Source organism: Serratia sp. Tan611, assembly GCF_905188235.1.
GTDB lineage: Bacteria > Pseudomonadota > Gammaproteobacteria > Enterobacterales > Enterobacteriaceae > Serratia_B > Serratia_B rhizosphaerae.
Map to the genome: position 1 here is coordinate 2895528 of NZ_LR994655.1, position 20082 is coordinate 2915609.

Below are 20082 nucleotides of genomic sequence, written 5' to 3' on the forward strand. Positions count from 1 at the left end.
TCGGTGACAGTCCATAGGGTGGGCTGAGGCCCTTCACTCCTAATAATGAAAGAAGCGGATACTCTATCAGGAAAAATTTTACTGTCCAAGCCAATTTTAAATCGCCGCATTGATCTGCCAACAAGCTGAAAAAACATGCGATTTCTCTTAGTTAATAGCGGAGCAGCGTCACACTATTTATTTTTTCGCCCACTAAAATAAATGACGAAAGCAGCGGTCTATCCGGCCGGCCGGCTAACGCTGTACGACCAGGGCCGACTCTGCCTTGCCGAATTTCACCCATAATGGATCTGAACCGTGAAACTGACCGTCAGGAAGACGGCAAAAACAACGATCTGTACCTGAGGTTTAACGAGGAGGTAGCGAGTGGCAATAGCTATTATCATCGGCACACACGGGAGCGCCGCAGAGCAGTTGCTGAAAACGGCGGAAATGCTATTGGGCGAACAAGACAACGTCGCCTTTATCGATTTCGTTCCCGGAGAGAATGCCGAAACTTTAATTGAAAAATACCAGGAAAAAATCAGCGGCCTTGATACCAGCGGCGGCGTGCTGTTTCTGGTGGATACCTGGGGCGGCAGTCCGTTCAACGCTGCCAGCAGGGTCGCCGTCGACCAGCAGAATTATGAAGTGGTCACCGGCGTTAACATTCCCATGCTGGTAGAAACCTTTATGGCACGCGATGACGACCCGGGCTTTGATGAGCTGGTGGCCATCGCGGTGGAAACCGGCCGCGAAGGCGTGAAAGCGCTGAAAAAACCGCCGGAGGAAAGCCCCGCGCCTGCCGCCCCTTCGCCCGCACCGGCCAAGGCCGCGCCTGCCGTCGCCCTCGGCCCCAACGACCATATGAAAATCGGCCTGGCGCGCATTGACGATCGCCTGATCCACGGCCAGGTCGCCACCCGCTGGACCAAGGAAACCAATGTGTCGCGCATTATCGTGGTCAGCGATGAAGTCGCCGCCGACAACGTGCGCAAAACCCTGCTCACCCAGGTTGCGCCGCCGGGCGTCACCGCCCACGTGGTCGATGTGGCAAAAATGATCCGCGTGTGGAACAACCCGAAATACGCCAATGACCGCGTGATGCTGCTGTTTACCAACCCGACCGACGTCTGGCGTCTGGTGGAAGACGGCGTTGACATAAAGTCGGTCAATATCGGCGGTATGGCGTTCCGTCAGGGAAAAACCCAGGTGAACAACGCCGTGTCGGTGGATGAGAAAGATATTGAGGCGTTTAAAAAACTCAATGAACGCGGCATTGAACTGGAAGTCCGTAAGGTCTCGTCCGATACGCGTTTAAAAATGATGGACCTGATCAACAAACTTAATTAATGGCGACAGCCGTCATTATTCTACTCAGCGCTCTTGGTCAATAGGAGAAGTGCAATGGAGATAACCACGCTTCAGGTTGTACTGATATTTATCGTTGCCTGTATTGCCGGCATGGGTTCCGTGCTGGATGAATTCCAGTTTCACCGCCCCCTGGTCGCCTGTACGCTGATCGGCGTTATCCTCGGCGATATGAAAACCGGCATCATTATCGGCGGTACGCTGGAAATGATCGCCCTCGGCTGGATGAACATCGGCGCCGCGGTTGCGCCCGATGCCGCACTGGCCTCCATTATTTCCACCATTCTGGTTATCGCCGGCGGACAAAGCGTCGGCGCCGGTATCGCGCTGGCCATTCCGCTGGCCGCGGCGGGCCAGGTCTTAACCATCATCGTGCGTACGCTGACCGTCGCCTTCCAGCACGCGGCGGACAGCGCGGCCGAGCGCGGCAGCCTGCGCGCCATCAGTTGGCTGCACGTCTCCGCCCTGCTGCTGCAGGCGATGCGTATCGCCATTCCGGCCGTGATCGTTGCGGTATCCGTCGGCACCGCCGGGGTGCACGCGCTGCTGAACTCCATCCCGGAAGTGGTGACCACCGGCCTGAATATCGCCGGCGGCATGATCGTCGTGGTCGGTTACGCCATGGTGATCAATATGATGCGTGCCGGCTATCTGATGCCGTTCTTCTACGCCGGTTTTGTCACCGCCGCCTTTACCGATTTCAACCTGGTGGCGCTGGGGGTCATCGGCGTGGTGATGGCCGTGCTGTATATCCAGCTCAGCCCTAAATATAACAAGCCGCAGGTGGTTCAGGGCGGTCCCGCCCAATCGAACGACCTTGATAATGAACTGGACTAGGAATAGGTGAGAGAAATGGTTGATACCACTGCAGCTCAAAAGAAACTGACGCCGGCCGACGTTCGCGGCGTATTTATCCGCTCTAACCTGTTTCAGGGATCGTGGAACTTCGAACGTATGCAGGCGCTGGGCTTCTGTTTCTCCATGGTGCCGGCAATCCGCCGCCTGTACCCGGAAAACAACGACCAGCGCAAGCAGGCGATCAAACGCCACCTGGAATTTTTCAACACCCACCCTTACGTCGCTGCGCCAATCCTCGGGGTAACGCTGGCGATGGAAGAACAGCGTGCCAACGGTGCCCCCATCGATGACGCCGCCATCAACGGCATCAAGGTCGGGCTGATGGGGCCGCTGGCCGGCGTCGGCGACCCGATTTTCTGGGGCACCATGCGGCCGGTGTTCGCCGCGCTGGGCGCCGGTATCGCCCTGACCGGCAGCCTGCTGGGGCCGATACTGTTCTTCGTGCTGTTTAACCTGGTGCGTATACTGGTGCGTTACTACGGCGTGGCCTACGGCTACCGTAAAGGCGCCGATATCGTTAACGATATGGGCGGCGGCTTCCTGCAGAAACTGACGGAGGGAGCGTCGATTCTCGGCCTGTTTGTCATGGGAGCGCTGGTCAATAAGTGGACTACCGTTAACATTCCGCTGGTGGTGTCGAAAATCACCGATCAGACCGGACATACCACCGTTACCACGGTACAGACAATTCTTGACCAGCTGATGCCGGGCCTGATCCCGCTGCTGCTGACCTTCGGCTGTATGTGGCTGTTGCGTAAAAAGGTCAATGCGTTGTGGATTATCCTGGGGTTCTTCGTCATCGGCATCTTCGGCTACTGGATTGGCCTGCTGGGCTAGTTAACCACCGTCACGCCGGGGGCTTGCCCCCGGCTTTTTCAGTTAGGGAGTGTAAGATGTCGCTGACGGATATCGCCATCGTGCTGTTTATTGTCTTGCTGTTGCTGTACGCCATTTATGACCAAATCATCCAGGAGCGGCTCAAAGGCCCTACGCTGCTTAAAGTAAAACTCAAACGTCGCCACCGCATCGACAGCCTGATTTTTGTCGCGCTGCTGGCAATTTTACTGTACCGCAATCTGGTCAATCAGGGAGCGCCGCTGACCAACTGGTTATTAATCTCTTTGGCGCTGGTCGCCATATATCTTGCTTATATTCGCTGGCCGACATTATTATTTAAAACGCAGGGTTTCTTTTATGCCAATGCCTTTATTGCCTATTCCCGCATCAAGGCAATGAATTTAACCGAAGATGGCATTCTGGTGATTGCGCTGGAACAGCGGCGCTTATTGATTCAGGTCACCCAGTTAGACGACCTGCAAAAGATTTATGATTTTTTCATTGAAAATCAAAACATTAAAACGTAGCCGTTCACTTCCTATCGAATCCGGCGTCAAAAACGGTTAATTTATCCACGACGACGCCGATCCCTCTGCTTATTATTTCCACAATAACATCATCACTATCTGCTTTATTTTTCTCCTGCAATCATTTAATGAAAACAATTATCAATTTCATTAAATACCCCCAAGAATTAAACGTTGTCTTTGGCAAAAATAATATGATAAGGTTGCGTCCGTCATTGGGGAGTAGCCGGTTTCTGATTATGCACAATCAGAAACGCCCGTATCAACATACTCGTTTTGTCGTTTGAAACGTGGTGCGGGCAGCCAGAGTCAGGTTGGCGAGACCATAGGCACGTAACTCCGTCGTTTGGTTGGGGGTGGGTTGCGTGTATATGGAGCCGCCCGGCCGAGACTATTTCACATGAATCTATCTGCTACCCTGATCCTCGCTTTCGGCATGTCTATGGATGCGTTTGCTGCGTCTATCGGCAAAGGCGCCAGTCTGCATCAACCCCGTTTTCGCGAAGCACTCCGTACCGGCCTTATCTTCGGCGTCATTGAAGCAATTACCCCGCTGATCGGCTGGTCGCTGGGCCTGCTTGCCAGCCAATACATTATGGAGTGGGATCACTGGGTCGCCTTCGGCCTGCTGCTTATTCTCGGCGTGCGCATGATCGTCGGGGGGATACGCAACCGCCCGGACGAGGTTGAAAAGGTCAAACGCCACGGATTCTGGCTGCTGGTCGCCACCGCAATCGCCACCAGCCTCGACGCCATGGCAATCGGCGTCGGTCTGGCCTTCTTACAGGTGAATATCGTGCATACCGCCATGGCCATCGGCTGCGCCACCATGATAATGGCCACGCTGGGTATGATGATCGGCCGCTTTATCGGCCCGCTGCTGGGCAAACGCGCCGAAATCCTCGGCGGGCTGGTGCTGATCGGCATCGGGGTGAATATTCTGCTGGACCATCTGGGCTACCTGTCCTGACGGTCACATCAGGCATCGTTAAGGGCTGAACGCTGTTCAGCCCTTTTTTTCGCCCGGCCTATGCTACGCCTCGCGGCGGTACAGGCTGATAGCAAAGTCCGTCTCACAATCAAAGACGTCGCTGGCCGCCAGCCGCTGCTGCACCTCCGGCGAGGCGCGCCAGGCAAATGGCGTCATCTGCAGCAAATTCGCCGCCTGCTCGCCCGGCAGCGCCATCGTATACGCCAGCCGTTCGCTGTGTTCACGTTGAAAACCGCTCAGCGTCTCATCATGCTCGTCATGTAGCTGAACCTGTTGATAAACCTGCTCTTTCAGCTGATATAAATGGCGCGGCGCCGGTGACACCGTCACAACCACCCCGCCCGGACGCACCACGCGCGCCAGCTCGGCCGCCTTACAAGGCGCATAGATGCGCAATACCGCGTCCAATGATGCATCGGCAAACGGCAGGCGATGGCTGGAGGCGACGCAGAACGCCACCTCAGGGTAACGCTTGGCGGCATAGCGAATGGCCACCTTGGCCACATCCAGCCCATAAACGGCCATCTGGCGCTGCTCTCGCAGCCGTTCAGCCACCGCGGCGGTGTAATAGCCCTCGCCGCAGCCGATATCCAGCAGCGTCTGCGCATCGGCGCCCAGCGCATTATCCAGCAGCTCAGCCACTCGCTGACGTAGCGGCTGGTAAAATGCGCCCTCCAGAAAGGCGCGCCGCGCCTGCATCATCTCCGCACTGTCGCCAGGCTGCTTCGAGCGCTTGTGCTGTACCGGCAACAGATTGACGTAGCCTTCCTTTGCACAATCGAACTGATGGTTATTTTCACAACGCCACTGTTGCTGGGTGAGCAGCAGCGGCAACTGGCACAACGGGCAAAGATAGGACATGGGTTTGGCTTCCAGAGAGATACGGCGCGGCTAGTCTAAATAAGCCCGGGTATTGATGCAAGGCGCGCCAGCGCGCGGTATACAGCCGACGCTAGCCAAAGCGGGAAAAAGCTCGCTACACTGGGTGCCTGTCTTTCAAATACGGATTGTTATCAGACCATGACCGATTATTCCGCACTGCTCAGCGCCATCCCGGCCATTCAGCACGGCTTTGGCAACAAAAGCGCGCTGCTGCCCGAATCGCTGCTGCCCTACCGCGATACGCTGCCCGAGAAAAAGCAGGTGCACGGCACACGCATCGTCGATGTGCTGCAGCCAGGGCAGCTCTGCGGCGAGGCAGACGGATTTTACACCACGCAGCCGGGCATTTTGCTCAGCGTGCTGACCGCAGACTGCCTGCCGGTGATATTCAGCCGCCGCGACGGTGCGGCGATCGGCGCTGTACACGCCGGCTGGCGCGGCCTGCTGGACGGTATTCTGGAACAGATGGCGCAGCGCATCGCGCACGATGACGATCCCGCCAACTGGGTGGCCGCCATCGGACCGGCTGCCGGCCCCTGCTGCTATGAAGTCAATGAAGAGCTGGTAGCGCAGTTTCAGCAGCGTCTGCCGCAGCCGCCCGCGCTGATCAGCCCGCGCTTTCGTCACCTGGATCTGGCCGCCATCGCCCACGATAAGCTGACGGCGCTGGGTTTTTCCGCCGTCGATCACACCGGCAGTTGCACCATCTGTACACTCAACCATGAGCCACAACAGCCGCAGCGCTTTAAATACACCAGTTTTCGCCGCAACAGCCAACGTCGGGCGCAGGATCCGCAACATCCCGATATCAAAGGGCGTAATCAGTACGCCGCCATCATTATCAATCCCTGAATGACAGATACGAAAAAGCCCGCACGCTGGCGGGCTTTTTTTACAGCTGACGCTGATTAGATAGCAGTAACGTTTACTGCTGATGGACCTTTCTGGCCATCCTGGATTTCGAACTCAACGTTCTGGCCTTCAGCCAGGGTTTTGAAGCCGTTACCCTGGATTGCAGAGAAGTGTACGAACACGTCTTTGCTGCCGTCAGCCGGGGTGATGAAACCGAAACCTTTAGACTCGTTGAACCACTTAACTTGACCTTTGATCTTTGCCATCTTGAGTATTTCCTTTGGATTGTTTAAACCGCCCGTAGGCGTTACATAGACAAACTAGAGTCGTTACTGCTTGAGGCACTAAGATAAGGATCGGCAGAGAAGCGGTATTCAACGTTAACGTCTTTACTCAGAACTTCTTTACTGATAGAAATGCCACACATATACAGAACTGTACCTCGTTTTACCCAATTGCGTTATCACATACTCTGTATGCAATGGCAAGCCATTTTTAATCACTGATGGACGCGTCGCACATAATTGAAACGGTCAGCCGCGGCAACGGGCTGAACACGCTAAAATATGTTGAAGCTTTTCCTCTTTTCTGCTCTGCATCACGCATGCTCTGTACTCCCCGCCCCATCGGGAATTTAACAAAACTTTCGCTGCATATGCGTCGCTGAGCAAACGCTACAGGGCACGTTTTCTGACTTTAAGATTAAAGTTTTTTGAATATTTATGAATAATCTTCGCCGAACAATATTCTCCGCATTTGCTCCTGAGCGTTCCCGGTAACAGCATGCAGGTTAACGCCGCCTGCGGCGATGAGGAACAGCGGTGTTAGTGTTAAGGCGTGCATGCGGATGCCCACCCGGCTCATTCGATATGGCCACAGCATCAACAGCGAATCGGCCTCTGCCGCCGTAAGCGATAAATGTGTCACGTTACAGGTTGCTTTGAATATCCATCTTGCTGCCTTATGACGTCATCACAAACCGTTAGGAATTCGCCCGTGTTTTCTCTCTTTTTTCTAATTTGTTTCCGTAGAAACCCGTCCGTTATTTCCCTCCCCCGAAAAAACTGATTATTACAACGAGTATTTGAGCGCCGTATCACACTCAATGCGGACAATTCCCCTTTCTCTTTGCAGAACGATTATTCAAAATCGGTGGTGCGTTTATTTTCTATACATCGACCAGGTCATTTTCTACGGATGGAGATTGAGTTATGTCAGAGCCAACGGTGGCGAGAGGAAAGTTTACTTATGATAACGAGGGTAATGATTCAGGAAAATGGAATTCACGACATTTACATTGGCCAGAAAAATACTCTGGCGTCACTATCGGCCGCGGCTACGACTTAAAACACCGCCAAAGGGAACAGGTCATTCGCGATCTTACCTGCGCAGGCATCAGCCAGGAGAAAGCCGAACTGATTGCCGGTGGCGTCAAACTGACGCGCGACGCAGCGCGAAATTTTGTACGTACTCATCGCGATCAAATCGGAGAGATCACCACAAGTCAGCAGATTCTGTTATTTAACCGAGTTTATGCTGAATATGAACGAGTGGCAAAACGTGTATATAAACGTCACGCAGCATCAGAAAATGGTTATATCCTTTGGGAGGACTTATCATCTGAAACCAGAGAGATTATTACAGATATGGTGTATCACGGCGTCGCCAACATAAAAACATATAGATCAGCAGCGAGAGATAACAAAGAGGAACTGATTAACCACATTCGGGATAATATTAATGGAGACCTGGCAAGACACAACGCCAGAATCAATTACCTGAGGAACAGTAAACAGTAAATGAACAATAAAAAAATATATCAATATTCGGCGCAAGCCATCCTGCTGCTACTCTCTGGTGTATGTTCTTCTTTTGCCGATGAAAGGAAACTCGCGGTTGTGCCAAATGTTGCCCAGCAGATAATTATTATACAACAAGAGAAATTATGCATCACTGAAGACTCCCGTGGCTCTAGCTCGCGTGCGATGGCCGAATGCGCCGATCTTTTGCTGTCAGACTCTCAACAGCAGCTGGATAACCGAATGGCCGAAGTCAAAGACTACCTGGCTTATTACGACCGCAGCACCAAGGGCTATGAAGACAACGGAAAAGAGTACCTGGCAGCGTTCAATAAATATTTGGCAACGTGGCGTGAGTATGTCAGCGCTAAATGCGGTTTTCTGTATTTTGAATTCAAGGATCCTGGTAAATATATAGAAACGCATACCTGCCAGGCAGCAGAAAACTACCAGCTGGAAACCTCACTGCGTCGCTTTGGCTCAAGTTAAGCCATCGGCATATCGCGCCTGCGTCAGGTGTCCTGCGCAGGCGCATGCTGACGTTTTAACAGCTCTGATTCTCTTTGATGTTCCAGCCAGCAGAGACTTCCGCGCCTTTTCCGCCTTTATCTGTTTGCTCCCAGTATTTATGCAAAACCTTAGCCGCCTGGAATTTATAGATAACAGGAATGATCGATTGCCTCAGATCGCCTTCATAGCGGGCCTCCGTGACTAAAACATCTTCCAGCGTCAAACGTAAATACTCAATGTTCTCGCCGCCGGCTTTATGGATAGCGAGTTCAACTTTGCTGATATGTTTACCGCTGGCGGCATACTGAAACAGCGTCGGCGTCGCCCTGTCGACATTGGTATAAATAACCAGATCGTCATAATGAACCTTACCCGCCCCGCCGCCGTTGCCGACGTGCATATTACCGGGTTGCGTGGCGCCCAGGTCAAAGCCGGAAGCATCAATCCATCCCTTATGCCCTGAATCTTGAGACTCACCGGAAACGCCATCCACCTTTAAAAACGCATTTGATGCCATTGCTCTCACCCATCCTTTTGGTTTGATTGAGGGCCAATCATAGATGAGGCATCCCCCTATCAAAAGAGAGGTTTCTGAATGGAATTCCGGCCTATGTTAAATATATTCTCGCCTCGCTTACGCGTCCGAATAACGGGTTATTCACAGCATGCCGCCGGCAATAACGGCTTCCCAGCGAGAGCACAAACAACGCATTAATCATTCCGGCGACAGTTCGCCTGCGGTGAAGGTAACAAGCACAATGACAGTCGCCATACCGTCAGGGCAATGCGATCTGCGCGCCGATTTTAATCGGCCGGAAGCCGTCCGGTTCAACGCCGGCAGCCTGCAGCGCTTGCCTAAGCTGCTCAGGCGGTTCATCCAGTGACTCATCCGCCAGTTCAAAAACGCCCCAATGCATCGGAATGGCGCGCGGCGCGCCCAATTGTTGATACAACGTCACCGATTGCTGGGGATCCATATGCTGCTCTTGCATAAACCAGCGCGGTGCATAGGCGCCAATCGGCAGCGCCGCCAGATTAAACGGCCCCAGTCGCTGGCCTATCTCCGCCAGGCGTTCGGAATAACCGCTGTCGCCGGAAAAATAAAAGCGCAGCGCCGGGTGGTGAATCACCCAGCCGCACCACAATGACCGGTTGCGGTCCCAGAGAGAGCGCATGCTCCAGTGCCGAGCCGGCACGGCATGCAGCGCCGTCTCCCCCAGCGTCAGGCTGTCCCACCAGTCAAGCTCCTCAACCCGGGCAAAGCGATAACGGCGGAACCAGCGCTTCAGCCCCAGCGGTACCACCACGGTCGCCTGCGGGAAGCGCCGCGCCAGTTGCCGGATAGTGCGCCGGTCAAGGTGGTCATAATGGTTGTGAGAGATGAGCAGCACGTCCAGCGCCGGCAGTTGCGCCACCGACAGCGGCGCCGGCGTTTTGCGCTTCGGGCCGTAGAAACTCAGCGGCGACGCCCGCTCCGACAACGCCGGATCGATCAGGATATAACGCCCTGACAGCCGCAGCAGCAACGCCGCATGCCCCAGCCACCAGACGCCGTCATGTGCGCCGCCGAGATCCGCCGGTTGCCACCACTGCTCAACAAAACGCCGGTAGCCGGCCTGCGGCGGCGACGGCAAACCGAGCCGCTTACGCTCGTCCTGCCAGCGGCGTAAATCCCCTTCGCGCCGCAGCGACGGTTCCGGGTTGCGAAACCCTTGCGGCGTATGATGCGCCTTACCGGCGTCATAGTAGCGGTTAACCGCCCCTTTCTTGTTTGCTGCTCGCTTCACGGCTGACTCCTGCTGTTAATCTCCGCCACGTTAAGACGCCCCGGCAAAATAGCATACGGTGAGGCTGACCTTTTCGCCAATCGCGTTGTCTGAGTCACTGTAAGTTTTGCAGGGCCGACAAGAGCCTGTTAAGTATCTCTTAAGAACTTTATGTTTTACTGTTCGGGACAATCAGAAAAGGAGAAGTTATGGGTCGTTCATCATCACGCCAATCACGCAGCCGTCTGGGGCGCCTTCGCAGCGCGATGCGGGCGCAGGCGCAGTATTGGAAAATGTATGCCGCCATGAAACTGCGCCGCCTGCGCGTTCCGACGCCGCTGGTGCTGCTGGCCGGCGCCGTCATGAGCTTTTTTGTTCTGGGGCTGATGATGGCCAGCGTCGTGGCGATCGATATCATCACCACGCTGTTCCTGCTGTGTAGAAAAGTGTTCGGTGCGGGCCGTCATCCGCAGGGCAAACGCACTATGCCCGCCGGCAGCCGCTAAATCGTTCGGGAGGCGCCTGCTGCGCCTCCCTTAAAGCTTATGGCATGCGGCGCGTGCCGTTTTTCTTGACGGTCGCGGCGCGGCGGCGAGTGAGCGTAAAGCCTAACCACAACACCCCTACCCAGACCGGCATCAATAGAACGGAAATACGAATGCTGTCAGTGCAGTACATGATCAGCAAAATCATCGCCAGAAACGCCAGACACAGATAGTTACCGAACGGATACCACAAAGCCTTGAAGTGCGGGATCACTCCCTGACGATTTTTTGCCGCACGGAATTTCAGGTGCGCCAGACAGATCATCACCCAGTTAATCACCAGCGTGGACACCACCAGCGCCATCAGTAATTCAAAGGCCTTGCCCGGCATAACGTAGTTAATCAGCACGCCGATCGAGGTCACCAGCGCCGACAGGCCAATCGACAGAATCGGCACGCCGCGCTTATTAACGCGCGTCAGCGCCTTTGGCGCATTCCCCTGCGTCGCCAGCCCGAACAGCATGCGGCTATTGGCGTATACTCCGCTGTTATACACCGACAGCGCCGCCGTCAGCACCACGACATTCAGCAACGTCGCCACCAGGTTGCTATCCAGCGCGTGGAAAATCATCACGAACGGGCTACCGCCCTCCACCACTTTCGCCCACGGATACAGCGACAGCAGCACGGTCAGCGAACCGATATAAAAAATCAAAATACGGTACACCACCTGATTGGTGGCCTTGGGAATACTGCGACGCGGATCGGCGGCTTCGGCCGCGGTAATCCCCACCATCTCCAGGCCGCCGAAGGAGAACATGATCACCGCCATCGCCATCACCAGCCCTTCCACCCCGTGCGGGAAGAAGCCGCCCTGCTGCCACAGGTTGTCGATGCCGGCTTCCGGGCCGCCGGTGCCGCTGGCCAGCAGGTAGGCGCCAAAGAAAATCATCCCCATGATGGCGGAAACCTTAATAATGGCGAACCAAAACTCCGTTTCACCATAAATGCGCACGTTCACCAGGTTAATAAGATTGATCAGCACAAAGAACACCGCGGCAGATACCCAGGTAGGGATCTCCGGCCACCAGTATTGAATATAGATGCCGACGGCGGTCAGTTCCGCCATACCCACCAGGATAAACATCGCCCAGTAGTTCCAACCGGAAAGGAAGCCGGCAAACTCGCCCCAGTATTTATAGGCAAAATGACTGAACGAGCCGGCAACCGGCTCCTCCACCACCATTTCACCCAGTTGGCGCATAATCAGAAAAGCGATAAAACCACCGATGGCGTACCCAAGCAGCACCGACGGGCCGGCCATTTTAATGGTCTGCGCAATGCCGAGAAATAAGCCGGTTCCGATGGCGCCCCCAAGGGCAATAAGTTGTATGTGTCTGTTTTTTAAACCGCGTTTTAACGGAGTATCCTGATGCTGACCGCCCATCTTATCCTCATATGGCTAGAAACCCTGCCGCAACTGCACAACGTTTCGCCAATCAATTATTGTATCTGCGGGCGGCTTTTTAACACTTAACCCCGAGTGCATCAAGGATTAGCGCCGGAAGCGTGCTGTCTCCGGCGCTGTTTTTCACCCGGGGAAGGATGGCAAACAACCTGTTCAGCCCACCAGGCTGCACAGTTTCGTCAGCGTGCGCGCGCCGATCATCAGCGTTGCGACATAGGATTGACGACGCGTGACCACTTCAACCGCCACGCGATCGTTCTGATATTTGATAAGGTAGGTAGAGGGCCAGCCCTGACGACGCTGGCCGAAACTTTCGGCATGACGGTCAATCGCCGCGTGGGCAACCACCAGATGGGCCAGGTTAGTATCACCTTTAATAATGCGTTTCATAAACAGCCTCCGCCACAGACAGTTCCGTTGTCAGATTATGGAAAACATTAACATTGTGTTTTAGTAAGACGCGTCGTCCGGCTGCTGGCTCAGCAGAAAGCAGATCATCGCGGCGCGCAGCGGGCTGCTGCTGTCCGCCTGCCATTCTCCGTGAGCGGTGGAGATACGCGCCTGCCACTGCGATTGGTCGCAGTGTTCGGCGGGATTCAGACTGATTTTGTTGGCGCAGATAATCGGCCAGGCATCGGAGGGGTTCTTGCAGTAGTCTTTACCTTTGACGCCGCCGTAAGGGTACCATTTGTCCGGATTTTCTCCGGTAATCAATGCAATACTGCGGTTTACCTCGGCGTCACTTTCTTCGTACCATTTAATCATCAGCTTTATCCATCTTTCGTAGGGTTGGCGCTACATTACGATGGCAATGCGACAGTTTTATGACATACAGGATTTACATTATCTGTATTAATGGATTTCGCCCGATACTGGCCGTCAACGGCGATTTACGCCGTATTTATTACTGAATCTCTGGAGAAAATGGCATGATCGCCGGACTGAACCACCTGACGCTCGCGGTACGCGATATTGAACGCAGTTTTCACTTTTATGTACGCACGTTGGGGTTAAAACCCCTGGCACGCTGGCGACAGGGGGCATATCTGGCCGCCGGCGACCTTTGGCTATGCCTGTCGCTGGACGACGCAGCTTCACCCTCGCCCGATTACACACATTATGCTTTCAGCGTCCCGCAGGCGGATTTTGCTACCAGCGTCGCGCGTTTGCGTCAGGCCGGCATTCGCGAATGGAAAAGTAACCGTAGCGAAGGCGAATCGCTCTATTTTCTCGATCCTGACGGCCACCGGCTGGAACTGCACGCAGGCGACCTCGCCAGCCGTCTGGCGGCCTGCCGGCGGCAACCCTATCAGGAGATGACTTTTTTTGAGGATGGTGAGAAGGCTGATGGTTAAAACTGAAACTGAGATAACCGACCGTGTCCTGCCGCCTTCTCACCAGAGATGAAGCGCCTTAGCGCTCGGGGATGACATCTTTGAATTCCATCGCCGGCCCGAAATCGTCATCGACAGCAGACACCGATTCACCGCGCGACTGGCGCGCTATCTGCTTCAGCAGCGCCGTTTGCTGCTGTTGCTGCTCGGCGATTTCCTGCAATAGACGAACCTGTTCGTTGGCCCGCACGCTGGCGCGGTTTACCAAAAACCACACCCACAATCCCAGCAACAGCGCGACCAGCGCAATCCCCAAAGAGAGCAGCGACGGAGAAAACCCTGCATCAGACATATACAACCCTACCTACAGCTAAATATCAGTCGCTATCTTACCACTCCCTCGCTGAACAAAAACATCCTTGTACGCACTGTTATAGCGGGATTTACCAAGGAATAATCCGAGTTATCGAACAGATCCCTAACGCAAAGTTTCCACCTTGATCACAATAGCTATCGAGGGCAAGCAGATTAAAGAACAGGCATGCCAGCACGGTCGCAACGATCAGCAGAATTTTGTTTCGCAACAAACTTAGCAGCCTCATTGTTACTCAGTTGACTTCCTGCAGTCTATCACAGGAAAGTTAAACGAAGTTTAACTCGCCGTTTAGATTTCCCCTTGCCGGTATGAATTTAAGAATGTTACGGTTGCGTCCCGCCCTCCGGCGTGGCTATATCACAGCAGCCTATTTAACAAGGAGTAGGAATGAGTAAGTTAATCAAACTGGTGGTCGTGGTGGCCGTGCTGTACGGTGCGCTGCTGTTTTCCGGCTATGGGGTACTGATCGGCAGTCAACAAAACGTCGCCGGGCTGGGATTACAGTGCAAATATCTCACCGCGCGTAATGTGGTAACCGCACAATATTTACACGGCGACAACGGGGTTATCGGCATTTCCGACTGCCCGCTGTTCAAGAAAATAGAAACGGTGGTGGACTAAGCGCACCACCGACCGGCCGCCTGTCCTGGGCGGCCTGGCTTAATCCTGCTTGAACTTCAGCTCAATCAAGGCAACGGCTTTTTCAATCGCCCGCTTGGTCACCGGATCGGCGCCCGCCGGATGCGTTGAAAAATCAATGCTCTTCAGCTGGCCGGCCATTTTGTCACGCACCTCAGTCGGCGCAATCACATCAATGACATCCAGAATCTGCTTAATCACCAGCTGGCAGGCGACCAGATCGGAGGCGATTTCCTGATCGTGAGTTAACGCATTGGACATAATCATTTCCTCTTTAAACAAACGCCGCACAGAATATCATGCTGATTGCGGCTTTGCCGCACCAAAGCCGCTTCAGCCTGAATTTTCAGTAAAACGGCGCATTCGGCATCAAAATCTGCGGCGTATTTGACCTATACTGGTAAGCATCATCAGCCAACATCACACAGGAGATGAGTTATGGCGAACCACAACGTGAAATCTTGGGCTACGTTGCGTGAAACTTCGGTTGAGATTGCCGAAGCGATTTTCGAACTGGCAGGGAATGATGAGGCGCTGGCGCAAAAGATCTGGGAGGAAGGCAGCGATAAAGCACTGGAAATGGCCTTCGCCAAAACCGACGCCGACCAGCTGTACTGGGGTGAAGAAACGGTCGAACGTAAAAACGTCTGACGGCCAAAGAACAAAAAGCCCGGGTGTCGCATACCCAGGCTTTTTCATGGAGTCTCAGCGCCCTTTCCCGAGCGCGGCCAAAAAGAGCGTCACCGTTTCTCACCTCCCACGCCTTCCGCTTTCTTCACTCTCGCCGCCGGCGCCGCTAGAAATACGGCTACGCCAACAATGACAACCAGAGTAATAATCATGGTCGCTAACATAGAATCACCCCATCAACGCTGCGTTGTACGGTGGACTTTCTGCTGTTTGGTGCATATGCGGCCGGGCTACCTGATATCAGCGCAGCGGGGCTGGGGTTCAGATTAGCGGTATTCGTTATCGACTGACAAGCATTAGCGGTCGGATTATGTGACGCAGGTTGGCCACTGCGCGGCGTTTTTTGTCGGCGGCGGCAAGTTGTGTATACTCGCAGTATGTCGATCCCACACAGATGCACTGATGATACAAGAACATCACCTCTCGTTGGTCTGCGCCCTGAGTCAATGGGTTGAAACCCACCTTGGCCGTGTGATTCACCTTGAAGAGCTGGCGGAATACTCGGGCTACTCTCTGTGGCATATGCAAAAACTGTTTAAGGAAGCGACCGGCATCTCACTCGGCAAATATATCCGCGAACGGCGCTTGGCGGGAGCGGTTTATCAGCTACGCAGCAGCAACGCCTCGATTTTCGATATCGCGCTGGATTTTGGCTTCGGCTCGCAGTCCCACTTTACCTACATGTTCCGTAAGCGTTTCAATATTACACCCTATGATTTTCGCCAGGATCTCAGTGTCGATCTGCATATTGACCCACCGTTGCACGTTATCCATCAAAAAATGGCCTGAGCCTCGCCGGAAACAAAACGGCTGCCGGGTGGATTAATCAGATCGACATCCGACCAGTTGGTTATATAAAAATCTTTATCAATAATTTATAAATATAAAAAAACCCGCCGCAGCGGGTTTTTTTATATTGTCTGCTGGTTTAATAAAACGCAGCTACTACCATAGCTGCAAGTGAGATCCAAAACACCGCCGTTGCAACAACAACATGGGATAATCTTGCACGATAGAGTATTTGGCTCATACTACCTCTCTTACTTCTTTCTGAAGGGCTGATAACCCGGGTCTTTCTAGGAAAGATCCTAGTCGTTTATGCCAGAGAATAACTTGCTTCAGATCACTATTTAGCTTAACAAGACTATTTATTAACAAACATGATTCATTGATCACAATAAATCAATAAAAAAGGCGAAAAAAGAATAAGAGATGTAAATGATATTCATTGCTGTAATCACAATGGCTGAATGGAGCCAGTCGGCAACGATTTTAATCGGCGTTCATATATATTAGGTTATATAAAAATAACTGATATCAATAAGCCAGCGGGGGCGGCAGGATGTGGCCATAAGCGCCGCAAGCGGATAACGCGGGAGCTTCACGCCGGACATGCCACCCATGCTCAATGAACGTCCCGTCACATTAAAGCGCCCGTAGCAAGACCGCCAATTACCGCATTTATAATAAGGTTAAAGCCATTTCGATAATAATGGGTGCCACCGGAGCGGTTACCCAGCCAATAACCCTGCTCCAAGCGCGTCAATAATACGCTGCTCGTTCAGCCAGGCGGTAATGGGATGTTACGTTCAGCAGGCCGGCAGATTATAGCTATGGGTTTTTGATATAACAGCCTTTCACATCCAATTTATCATCGGTGTGTTTTAGATCGGAAAAGTAGGTCATGCCAAACAGAACGGATACCACCAGCAAAGCGGAAACCAGCAGCCCGATAATGGCAATCAGTTTGGTTTCGTTATGGAGTTCATGCTCCATTTTCTCTCCCGTTGTTAAAAAGAATCACATCAGCCATAACGTGGCCGCCAAAGTGAAAAAAATCAGCGTGCCCGATGCAACAAGCAACACCAAAACGGCAAATTGTGCGTCACCCAAGGTGTCGCGGTATGTTTTATCCTGCGGGGTGTTACGCCGTTGTCTCACGAGTTCTGTCTTCAGCATTTTATTGTTTTTTTGAAGCGATACCCGCCGCACACTGGCGCAGGCCGTCGTTTGCACATCCGCTTCAAACCCCGAATCCCGCAGACGCTACCAACTTTCCCCCCGACGGTCAACAATCCCCGCCAGACCGGCCTGATACCGGCACGCAATATTCACATGTTTTATAAAAACAAAACTTTAATAAGAAAAACTAATTAAAAATGACATAAAAAAGCCCGACCGACGATCGGGCTTATCAATGCGTGATTACTGCGGAATACGCAGCACCTGTCCCGGATAAATTTTGTCCGGGCTGGACAGCATCGGCTTATTGGCTTCAAAAATCTTGTTGTACTGGTTGGCATCGCCGTAGACCGCTTTCGAGATCGCACTCAGCGTATCGCCTTTTTTCACGGTATAGAACGTGCTTTCACCCGCTGATTGAGCAACGGTGATGTGATCTTCCACGCCGCTGATGCCGGCCACGTTACCCACGGCAACCAGAATCTTCTCTTTCAGTTCCTGCGAAATACCGTCACCGCTGACCACCGCCTTACCATCAACCACCTGTACATCTACCTTGTCGGTATCCGGCAGGCCGCTCTTGTTAAGGTGCTCTTTCAGTTTAGCGCTCTGATCGGCCGCGTCTGCATTACCGGTCACTGTGTCCCACAGTTTTTCGCCTGCTTCTTTAACGAAGTTAAACAATCCCATATTCACTCCTGAGTTGAGGAAGAGATACCCCACCGTTGCCGCAGCAAGGCGGTAAGCACCACGTTCATTGCAATAAGACCCGTTAAGCTTAGCATCGCCGGGTGAATTTTCAATAAAACCCAATGGATTAGGCGGTTAGAGTAATCTGAAATTGGCCCTATCGATGATTAAATCATCACTAGGGTTAATGATTAAGCAGAAAAACCGTGCCACAATAGTGACAGCCTCGCGAATAATGGCAGAGGAGGAATCTGAACGATGTACGCCCTGGTGATGTTTGTCTGCTATCTGGACGGCGGTTGCACCGATATCATGGTGGATATTCTGCGTGACGAACAGCAGTGTCTGGTGGCAATGAAAGAACAGAACCTGCGCCACGCCGGCTGCTATCCGGTGGAGGACTTTATTGACGGCTTCTGGCTGCCCGCCAATGAGTATGCCACGTTTTGACAGCATGCCGGGACTGCGCCAATACGCAGTCCCGCTGTTTATCTTTGCCTGACCAGCCAGAAACGCGGCGTCAGAAGTGATAAGTCAGGCTGACCGCCACGATATCATCGTTGCTGAGCTTCAGCTTGTTATCATCGCTCAGCTGGTTAATCTGATAATCCACATAGGCGTACATGTTTTTGTTGAAGTAGTAGGTCGCGCCAACATCAAAATATTTCACCAGATCGGCATCCCCTATTCCTTCTATATCCTTGCCTTTCGACTGCACATAGGCCAGTGACGGACGCAGGCCGTTCTCAAACTGGTACTGCGCCACCAGCTCAATGTTCTGTGTCTTGTTGGCAAAGCCCTGCTCACCGTTGACGCTGATTGGCGTCATATTACGAGTTTCAGCATACATCGCCGCCAGATACACCTGGTTGGCGTCATATTTTACCGCCGTCGTCCAGGCGCTGGCCTTGTCGCCCTCACCGATTTTCGCGCGTTTCTGATCGCCGGTACGGTTGGAATCCGAGTAGGCCGCCGCAAAGCCGATGCCGCTGCCGCCGATATCCTGATAGTCCAGCGACAGGCCGTAGCCGTCGCCGTTTTGCCGCCGCAGCTCGCGGCTTTCATTTTTGCCCTGATACTGCAGCGCAATGTTCAGTCCCTCGACCAGGCCAAAGAAATCGCGGTTGCGGTAAGTCGCCAGGCCGGTGGAGCGGGCGGTCATAAAGTTGTCGGTATAGCTGTAGGAATCACCGCCGAACTCCGGCAGCATATCGGTGTAGGATTCCGCGTCGTAAACCACGCCGTAGTTGCGGCCATAGTCAAAAGAGCCGTATTGGCCGAAGCGCAAACCGGCAAAACCCAAGCGGGTTTTAGTACCGTTGCTGGCGTCGCTGCCCTCCGAGTTGTTTGCCTGGACATTGTATTCCCACTGGCCATACCCCGTCAGCCGATCGTTAATTTGCGTTTCACCTTTGAAACCGAAACGCACATAGGTCTTATCGCCGCCGCTTTCATCGTTATGAATAAAGTAGTGCTTGGCGTTGACCCGGCCGTAGAGATCCAGCTTATTCCCGTCTTTATTATAGATTTCTGCCGCATTGGCTAATGAGGACATTGCGCCCAGCGCAAGCGCCGCGCTTAATACACTGCGTTTCATCATTATTTTCCTGTTTATTTAGCTAAACCCTGCCCCTCACGCCCAATTTATACTTTGGGCTGTGATTGCTATCATTTAATATCTTATAAACGCCCCTAATAAGGGGCCATGTGACATTAGCATCATGAATCCTCACTGCAAATAAAAATTTGCGCAAAACAACGTGGATAAAGCATGATTTAATGTAACGTTATGTTAATGAAAGATTTTATTTAACGATATGATTTATAAATACTTTTGCACAATAAGTTATAACCAAAATGGTGCGACGCACCTTTTTGGTGCATAAAAATGAGAGGTGGCGCAATTTATCGGCAGACGCTATCGCAATGAAATTATTAGTGCGTTAATAAAAAGCGTTATTTAATTCACATTTCTTGCTTTGCTAATTCAGCGCGGTTCTTTAGCCAAAACTCGCATAATAGGAACCCTGCCGGCAACAGACGGAACAAAACAAATCCTGATGGAC

General features: G+C 53.0%; 30 protein-coding genes and 1 riboswitch. Of the genes, 14 read left to right on the top strand and 16 right to left on the bottom strand.

Features of this window, described 5'->3' with window-relative positions:
* The first annotated feature begins 366 nt into the window (after positions 1 to 366).
* The 5 genes from manX to mntP all read left to right on the top strand — a co-directional run bounded on the left by manX (position 367) and on the right by mntP (position 4542).
* A complete protein-coding gene (gene manX, locus TAN611_RS13705; protein ID WP_203066581.1) occupies positions 367 to 1332 on the top strand; it encodes a PTS mannose transporter subunit IIAB in 966 nt (321 codons plus the stop codon).
* Positions 1333 to 1386: 54 nt separating this feature from the next.
* Positions 1387 to 2187, top strand: a complete 801-nt coding sequence (locus tag TAN611_RS13710; RefSeq protein ID WP_105231492.1) for a PTS mannose/fructose/sorbose transporter subunit IIC — start codon at positions 1387 to 1389, stop codon at positions 2185 to 2187.
* A gap of 15 nt (positions 2188 to 2202) precedes the next feature.
* The gene (locus TAN611_RS13715; protein WP_105231493.1) at positions 2203 to 3045 is read left to right on the top strand and encodes a PTS mannose transporter subunit IID; all 843 of its coding nucleotides are present in this window, start codon (positions 2203 to 2205) and stop codon (positions 3043 to 3045) included.
* Positions 3046 to 3101: 56 nt separating this feature from the next.
* The gene (locus TAN611_RS13720) at positions 3102 to 3572 is read left to right on the top strand and encodes a DUF986 family protein (protein ID WP_105231494.1); all 471 of its coding nucleotides are present in this window, start codon (positions 3102 to 3104) and stop codon (positions 3570 to 3572) included.
* 205 nt (positions 3573 to 3777) lie between these two features.
* Positions 3778 to 3960: riboswitch (yybP-ykoY riboswitch) on the top strand.
* A 12-nt stretch (positions 3961 to 3972) separates the two neighbouring features.
* On the top strand, positions 3973 to 4542 hold the full coding sequence (gene mntP, locus TAN611_RS13725) for a manganese efflux pump MntP (RefSeq protein WP_105231495.1): 570 nt from the start codon (positions 3973 to 3975) through the stop codon (positions 4540 to 4542).
* A gap of 63 nt (positions 4543 to 4605) precedes the next feature.
* Here mntP and rlmA read toward each other — a convergent pair whose 3' ends face one another.
* A complete protein-coding gene (rlmA, locus tag TAN611_RS13730) occupies positions 4606 to 5424 on the bottom strand; it encodes a 23S rRNA (guanine(745)-N(1))-methyltransferase (protein ID WP_111736927.1) in 819 nt (272 codons plus the stop codon).
* 159 nt (positions 5425 to 5583) lie between these two features.
* On the opposite strand from rlmA, the gene pgeF reads away from it, so the two are divergent.
* Positions 5584 to 6297, top strand: coding sequence for a peptidoglycan editing factor PgeF (gene pgeF, locus TAN611_RS13735; RefSeq protein ID WP_187044544.1), 714 nt, complete (start codon positions 5584 to 5586; stop codon positions 6295 to 6297).
* Positions 6298 to 6353: 56 nt separating this feature from the next.
* Here pgeF and cspE read toward each other — a convergent pair whose 3' ends face one another.
* From cspE to TAN611_RS13750, 3 genes are all read right to left on the bottom strand, one after another.
* Positions 6354 to 6563, bottom strand: a complete 210-nt coding sequence (cspE, locus tag TAN611_RS13740; protein WP_002221949.1) for a transcription antiterminator/RNA stability regulator CspE — start codon at positions 6561 to 6563, stop codon at positions 6354 to 6356.
* 41 nt (positions 6564 to 6604) lie between these two features.
* Entirely contained in the window at positions 6605 to 6724 is a 120-nt protein-coding gene (locus tag TAN611_RS13745; protein WP_071823832.1) for a DUF2627 domain-containing protein, read from the bottom strand.
* A 293-nt stretch (positions 6725 to 7017) separates the two neighbouring features.
* The gene (locus TAN611_RS13750) at positions 7018 to 7224 is read right to left on the bottom strand and encodes a hypothetical protein (protein ID WP_111736925.1); all 207 of its coding nucleotides are present in this window, start codon (positions 7222 to 7224) and stop codon (positions 7018 to 7020) included.
* Positions 7225 to 7508: 284 nt separating this feature from the next.
* On the opposite strand from TAN611_RS13750, the gene TAN611_RS13755 reads away from it, so the two are divergent.
* Together TAN611_RS13755 and TAN611_RS13760 are read left to right on the top strand one after the other, a co-directional pair.
* The gene (locus TAN611_RS13755; protein WP_145961118.1) at positions 7509 to 8096 is read left to right on the top strand and encodes a hypothetical protein; all 588 of its coding nucleotides are present in this window, start codon (positions 7509 to 7511) and stop codon (positions 8094 to 8096) included.
* On the top strand, positions 8097 to 8585 hold the full coding sequence (locus TAN611_RS13760; protein ID WP_105231499.1) for a lysozyme inhibitor LprI family protein: 489 nt from the start codon (positions 8097 to 8099) through the stop codon (positions 8583 to 8585).
* A 55-nt stretch (positions 8586 to 8640) separates the two neighbouring features.
* Here TAN611_RS13760 and TAN611_RS13765 read toward each other — a convergent pair whose 3' ends face one another.
* Complete coding sequence (locus tag TAN611_RS13765; RefSeq protein WP_203066582.1) at positions 8641 to 9123, bottom strand: type VI secretion system tube protein Hcp; 483 nt, start codon at positions 9121 to 9123, stop codon at positions 8641 to 8643.
* Between the two features lie 259 nt (positions 9124 to 9382).
* Entirely contained in the window at positions 9383 to 10393 is a 1011-nt protein-coding gene (locus TAN611_RS13770) for an MBL fold metallo-hydrolase (RefSeq protein WP_187044541.1), read from the bottom strand.
* A gap of 188 nt (positions 10394 to 10581) precedes the next feature.
* Here TAN611_RS13770 and TAN611_RS13775 point away from each other — a divergent pair, with 188 nt between their 5' ends.
* On the top strand, positions 10582 to 10878 hold the full coding sequence (locus TAN611_RS13775) for a hypothetical protein (protein ID WP_105231502.1): 297 nt from the start codon (positions 10582 to 10584) through the stop codon (positions 10876 to 10878).
* A gap of 37 nt (positions 10879 to 10915) precedes the next feature.
* Here the strand turns inward: TAN611_RS13775 and TAN611_RS13780 are convergent, their stop codons facing one another.
* The 3 genes from TAN611_RS13780 to TAN611_RS13790 all read right to left on the bottom strand — a co-directional run bounded on the left by TAN611_RS13780 (position 10916) and on the right by TAN611_RS13790 (position 13090).
* On the bottom strand, positions 10916 to 12304 hold the full coding sequence (locus TAN611_RS13780; RefSeq protein ID WP_197949731.1) for an amino acid permease: 1389 nt from the start codon (positions 12302 to 12304) through the stop codon (positions 10916 to 10918).
* A 174-nt stretch (positions 12305 to 12478) separates the two neighbouring features.
* Positions 12479 to 12715 carry a DUF4060 family protein gene (locus TAN611_RS13785; RefSeq protein ID WP_105231504.1) on the bottom strand — a complete coding sequence of 79 codons (237 nt, stop codon included), beginning with the start codon at positions 12713 to 12715 and terminating at the stop codon, positions 12479 to 12481.
* Between the two features lie 60 nt (positions 12716 to 12775).
* Positions 12776 to 13090: a phage protein NinX family protein gene (locus TAN611_RS13790; RefSeq protein WP_187044539.1), complete on the bottom strand. Its 315-nt coding sequence runs from the start codon at positions 13088 to 13090 to the stop codon at positions 12776 to 12778.
* 164 nt (positions 13091 to 13254) lie between these two features.
* Between TAN611_RS13790 and fos the strand changes: the two genes are divergently transcribed.
* Positions 13255 to 13680, top strand: a complete 426-nt coding sequence (fos, locus tag TAN611_RS13795; protein ID WP_105231506.1) for a fosfomycin resistance glutathione transferase — start codon at positions 13255 to 13257, stop codon at positions 13678 to 13680.
* A gap of 58 nt (positions 13681 to 13738) precedes the next feature.
* Here the strand turns inward: fos and TAN611_RS13800 are convergent, their stop codons facing one another.
* Complete coding sequence (locus tag TAN611_RS13800) at positions 13739 to 14011, bottom strand: YebO family protein (RefSeq protein ID WP_105231507.1); 273 nt, start codon at positions 14009 to 14011, stop codon at positions 13739 to 13741.
* Between the two features lie 91 nt (positions 14012 to 14102).
* A complete protein-coding gene (locus TAN611_RS13805) occupies positions 14103 to 14261 on the bottom strand; it encodes a PhoP/PhoQ regulator MgrB (protein WP_071889299.1) in 159 nt (52 codons plus the stop codon).
* Between the two features lie 161 nt (positions 14262 to 14422).
* Here TAN611_RS13805 and TAN611_RS13810 point away from each other — a divergent pair, with 161 nt between their 5' ends.
* Positions 14423 to 14656 (top strand): YobH family protein, encoded by a 234-nt coding sequence (locus tag TAN611_RS13810; RefSeq protein ID WP_105231508.1) that lies wholly within the window; start codon positions 14423 to 14425, stop codon positions 14654 to 14656.
* Positions 14657 to 14695: 39 nt separating this feature from the next.
* Here TAN611_RS13810 and TAN611_RS13815 read toward each other — a convergent pair whose 3' ends face one another.
* Complete coding sequence (locus TAN611_RS13815) at positions 14696 to 14935, bottom strand: DUF2766 family protein (protein ID WP_015672738.1); 240 nt, start codon at positions 14933 to 14935, stop codon at positions 14696 to 14698.
* 177 nt (positions 14936 to 15112) lie between these two features.
* On the opposite strand from TAN611_RS13815, the gene TAN611_RS13820 reads away from it, so the two are divergent.
* Together TAN611_RS13820 and TAN611_RS13825 are read left to right on the top strand one after the other, a co-directional pair.
* Positions 15113 to 15325, top strand: a complete 213-nt coding sequence (locus TAN611_RS13820) for a YccJ family protein (RefSeq protein ID WP_061323113.1) — start codon at positions 15113 to 15115, stop codon at positions 15323 to 15325.
* Between the two features lie 441 nt (positions 15326 to 15766).
* Entirely contained in the window at positions 15767 to 16153 is a 387-nt protein-coding gene (locus TAN611_RS13825; RefSeq protein ID WP_105231509.1) for a helix-turn-helix domain-containing protein, read from the top strand.
* Between the two features lie 822 nt (positions 16154 to 16975).
* Here the strand turns inward: TAN611_RS13825 and TAN611_RS13830 are convergent.
* From TAN611_RS13830 to lysM, 3 genes are all read right to left on the bottom strand, one after another.
* Entirely contained in the window at positions 16976 to 17140 is a 165-nt protein-coding gene (locus tag TAN611_RS13830; protein WP_187044538.1) for a hypothetical protein, read from the bottom strand.
* 24 nt (positions 17141 to 17164) lie between these two features.
* On the bottom strand, positions 17165 to 17380 hold the full coding sequence (locus tag TAN611_RS13835) for a hypothetical protein (RefSeq protein ID WP_187044797.1): 216 nt from the start codon (positions 17378 to 17380) through the stop codon (positions 17165 to 17167).
* Between the two features lie 189 nt (positions 17381 to 17569).
* On the bottom strand, positions 17570 to 18016 hold the full coding sequence (gene lysM, locus TAN611_RS13840; protein ID WP_111736922.1) for a peptidoglycan-binding protein LysM: 447 nt from the start codon (positions 18014 to 18016) through the stop codon (positions 17570 to 17572).
* Positions 18017 to 18274: 258 nt separating this feature from the next.
* Between lysM and TAN611_RS13845 the strand changes: the two genes are divergently transcribed.
* On the top strand, positions 18275 to 18466 hold the full coding sequence (locus TAN611_RS13845) for a YebW family protein (RefSeq protein WP_105231511.1): 192 nt from the start codon (positions 18275 to 18277) through the stop codon (positions 18464 to 18466).
* Between the two features lie 70 nt (positions 18467 to 18536).
* Here TAN611_RS13845 and TAN611_RS13850 read toward each other — a convergent pair whose 3' ends face one another.
* Positions 18537 to 19616: a porin gene (locus tag TAN611_RS13850; protein ID WP_105231512.1), complete on the bottom strand. Its 1080-nt coding sequence runs from the start codon at positions 19614 to 19616 to the stop codon at positions 18537 to 18539.
* Positions 19617 to 20082 lie beyond the last annotated feature (466 nt).

Coding starts and splice junctions, on each gene's coding strand:
- TAN611_RS13815 (WP_015672738.1), bottom strand. CDS start 14,935: ATGTCCAATGCGTTAACTCACGATCAGGAAATCGCCTCCGATCTGGTC.
- fos (WP_105231506.1), top strand. CDS start 13,255: ATGATCGCCGGACTGAACCACCTGACGCTCGCGGTACGCGATATTGAA.
- TAN611_RS13790 (WP_187044539.1), bottom strand. CDS start 13,090: ATGATTAAATGGTACGAAGAAAGTGACGCCGAGGTAAACCGCAGTATT.
- TAN611_RS13825 (WP_105231509.1), top strand. CDS start 15,767: ATGATACAAGAACATCACCTCTCGTTGGTCTGCGCCCTGAGTCAATGG.
- TAN611_RS13710 (WP_105231492.1), top strand. CDS start 1,387: ATGGAGATAACCACGCTTCAGGTTGTACTGATATTTATCGTTGCCTGT.
- TAN611_RS13850 (WP_105231512.1), bottom strand. CDS start 19,616: ATGATGAAACGCAGTGTATTAAGCGCGGCGCTTGCGCTGGGCGCAATG.
- TAN611_RS13805 (WP_071889299.1), bottom strand. CDS start 14,261: ATGAGGCTGCTAAGTTTGTTGCGAAACAAAATTCTGCTGATCGTTGCG.
- TAN611_RS13830 (WP_187044538.1), bottom strand. CDS start 17,140: ATGGAGCATGAACTCCATAACGAAACCAAACTGATTGCCATTATCGGG.
- TAN611_RS13810 (WP_105231508.1), top strand. CDS start 14,423: ATGAGTAAGTTAATCAAACTGGTGGTCGTGGTGGCCGTGCTGTACGGT.
- TAN611_RS13755 (WP_145961118.1), top strand. CDS start 7,509: ATGTCAGAGCCAACGGTGGCGAGAGGAAAGTTTACTTATGATAACGAG.
- TAN611_RS13745 (WP_071823832.1), bottom strand. CDS start 6,724: ATGTGTGGCATTTCTATCAGTAAAGAAGTTCTGAGTAAAGACGTTAAC.
- TAN611_RS13800 (WP_105231507.1), bottom strand. CDS start 14,011: ATGTCTGATGCAGGGTTTTCTCCGTCGCTGCTCTCTTTGGGGATTGCG.
- TAN611_RS13785 (WP_105231504.1), bottom strand. CDS start 12,715: ATGAAACGCATTATTAAAGGTGATACTAACCTGGCCCATCTGGTGGTT.
- mntP (WP_105231495.1), top strand. CDS start 3,973: ATGAATCTATCTGCTACCCTGATCCTCGCTTTCGGCATGTCTATGGAT.
- TAN611_RS13765 (WP_203066582.1), bottom strand. CDS start 9,123: ATGGCATCAAATGCGTTTTTAAAGGTGGATGGCGTTTCCGGTGAGTCT.
- rlmA (WP_111736927.1), bottom strand. CDS start 5,424: ATGTCCTATCTTTGCCCGTTGTGCCAGTTGCCGCTGCTGCTCACCCAG.
- TAN611_RS13775 (WP_105231502.1), top strand. CDS start 10,582: ATGGGTCGTTCATCATCACGCCAATCACGCAGCCGTCTGGGGCGCCTT.
- lysM (WP_111736922.1), bottom strand. CDS start 18,016: ATGGGATTGTTTAACTTCGTTAAAGAAGCAGGCGAAAAACTGTGGGAC.
- TAN611_RS13845 (WP_105231511.1), top strand. CDS start 18,275: ATGTACGCCCTGGTGATGTTTGTCTGCTATCTGGACGGCGGTTGCACC.
- pgeF (WP_187044544.1), top strand. CDS start 5,584: ATGACCGATTATTCCGCACTGCTCAGCGCCATCCCGGCCATTCAGCAC.
- cspE (WP_002221949.1), bottom strand. CDS start 6,563: ATGGCAAAGATCAAAGGTCAAGTTAAGTGGTTCAACGAGTCTAAAGGT.
- TAN611_RS13820 (WP_061323113.1), top strand. CDS start 15,113: ATGGCGAACCACAACGTGAAATCTTGGGCTACGTTGCGTGAAACTTCG.
- TAN611_RS13715 (WP_105231493.1), top strand. CDS start 2,203: ATGGTTGATACCACTGCAGCTCAAAAGAAACTGACGCCGGCCGACGTT.
- TAN611_RS13760 (WP_105231499.1), top strand. CDS start 8,097: ATGAACAATAAAAAAATATATCAATATTCGGCGCAAGCCATCCTGCTG.
- TAN611_RS13720 (WP_105231494.1), top strand. CDS start 3,102: ATGTCGCTGACGGATATCGCCATCGTGCTGTTTATTGTCTTGCTGTTG.
- TAN611_RS13780 (WP_197949731.1), bottom strand. CDS start 12,304: ATGGGCGGTCAGCATCAGGATACTCCGTTAAAACGCGGTTTAAAAAAC.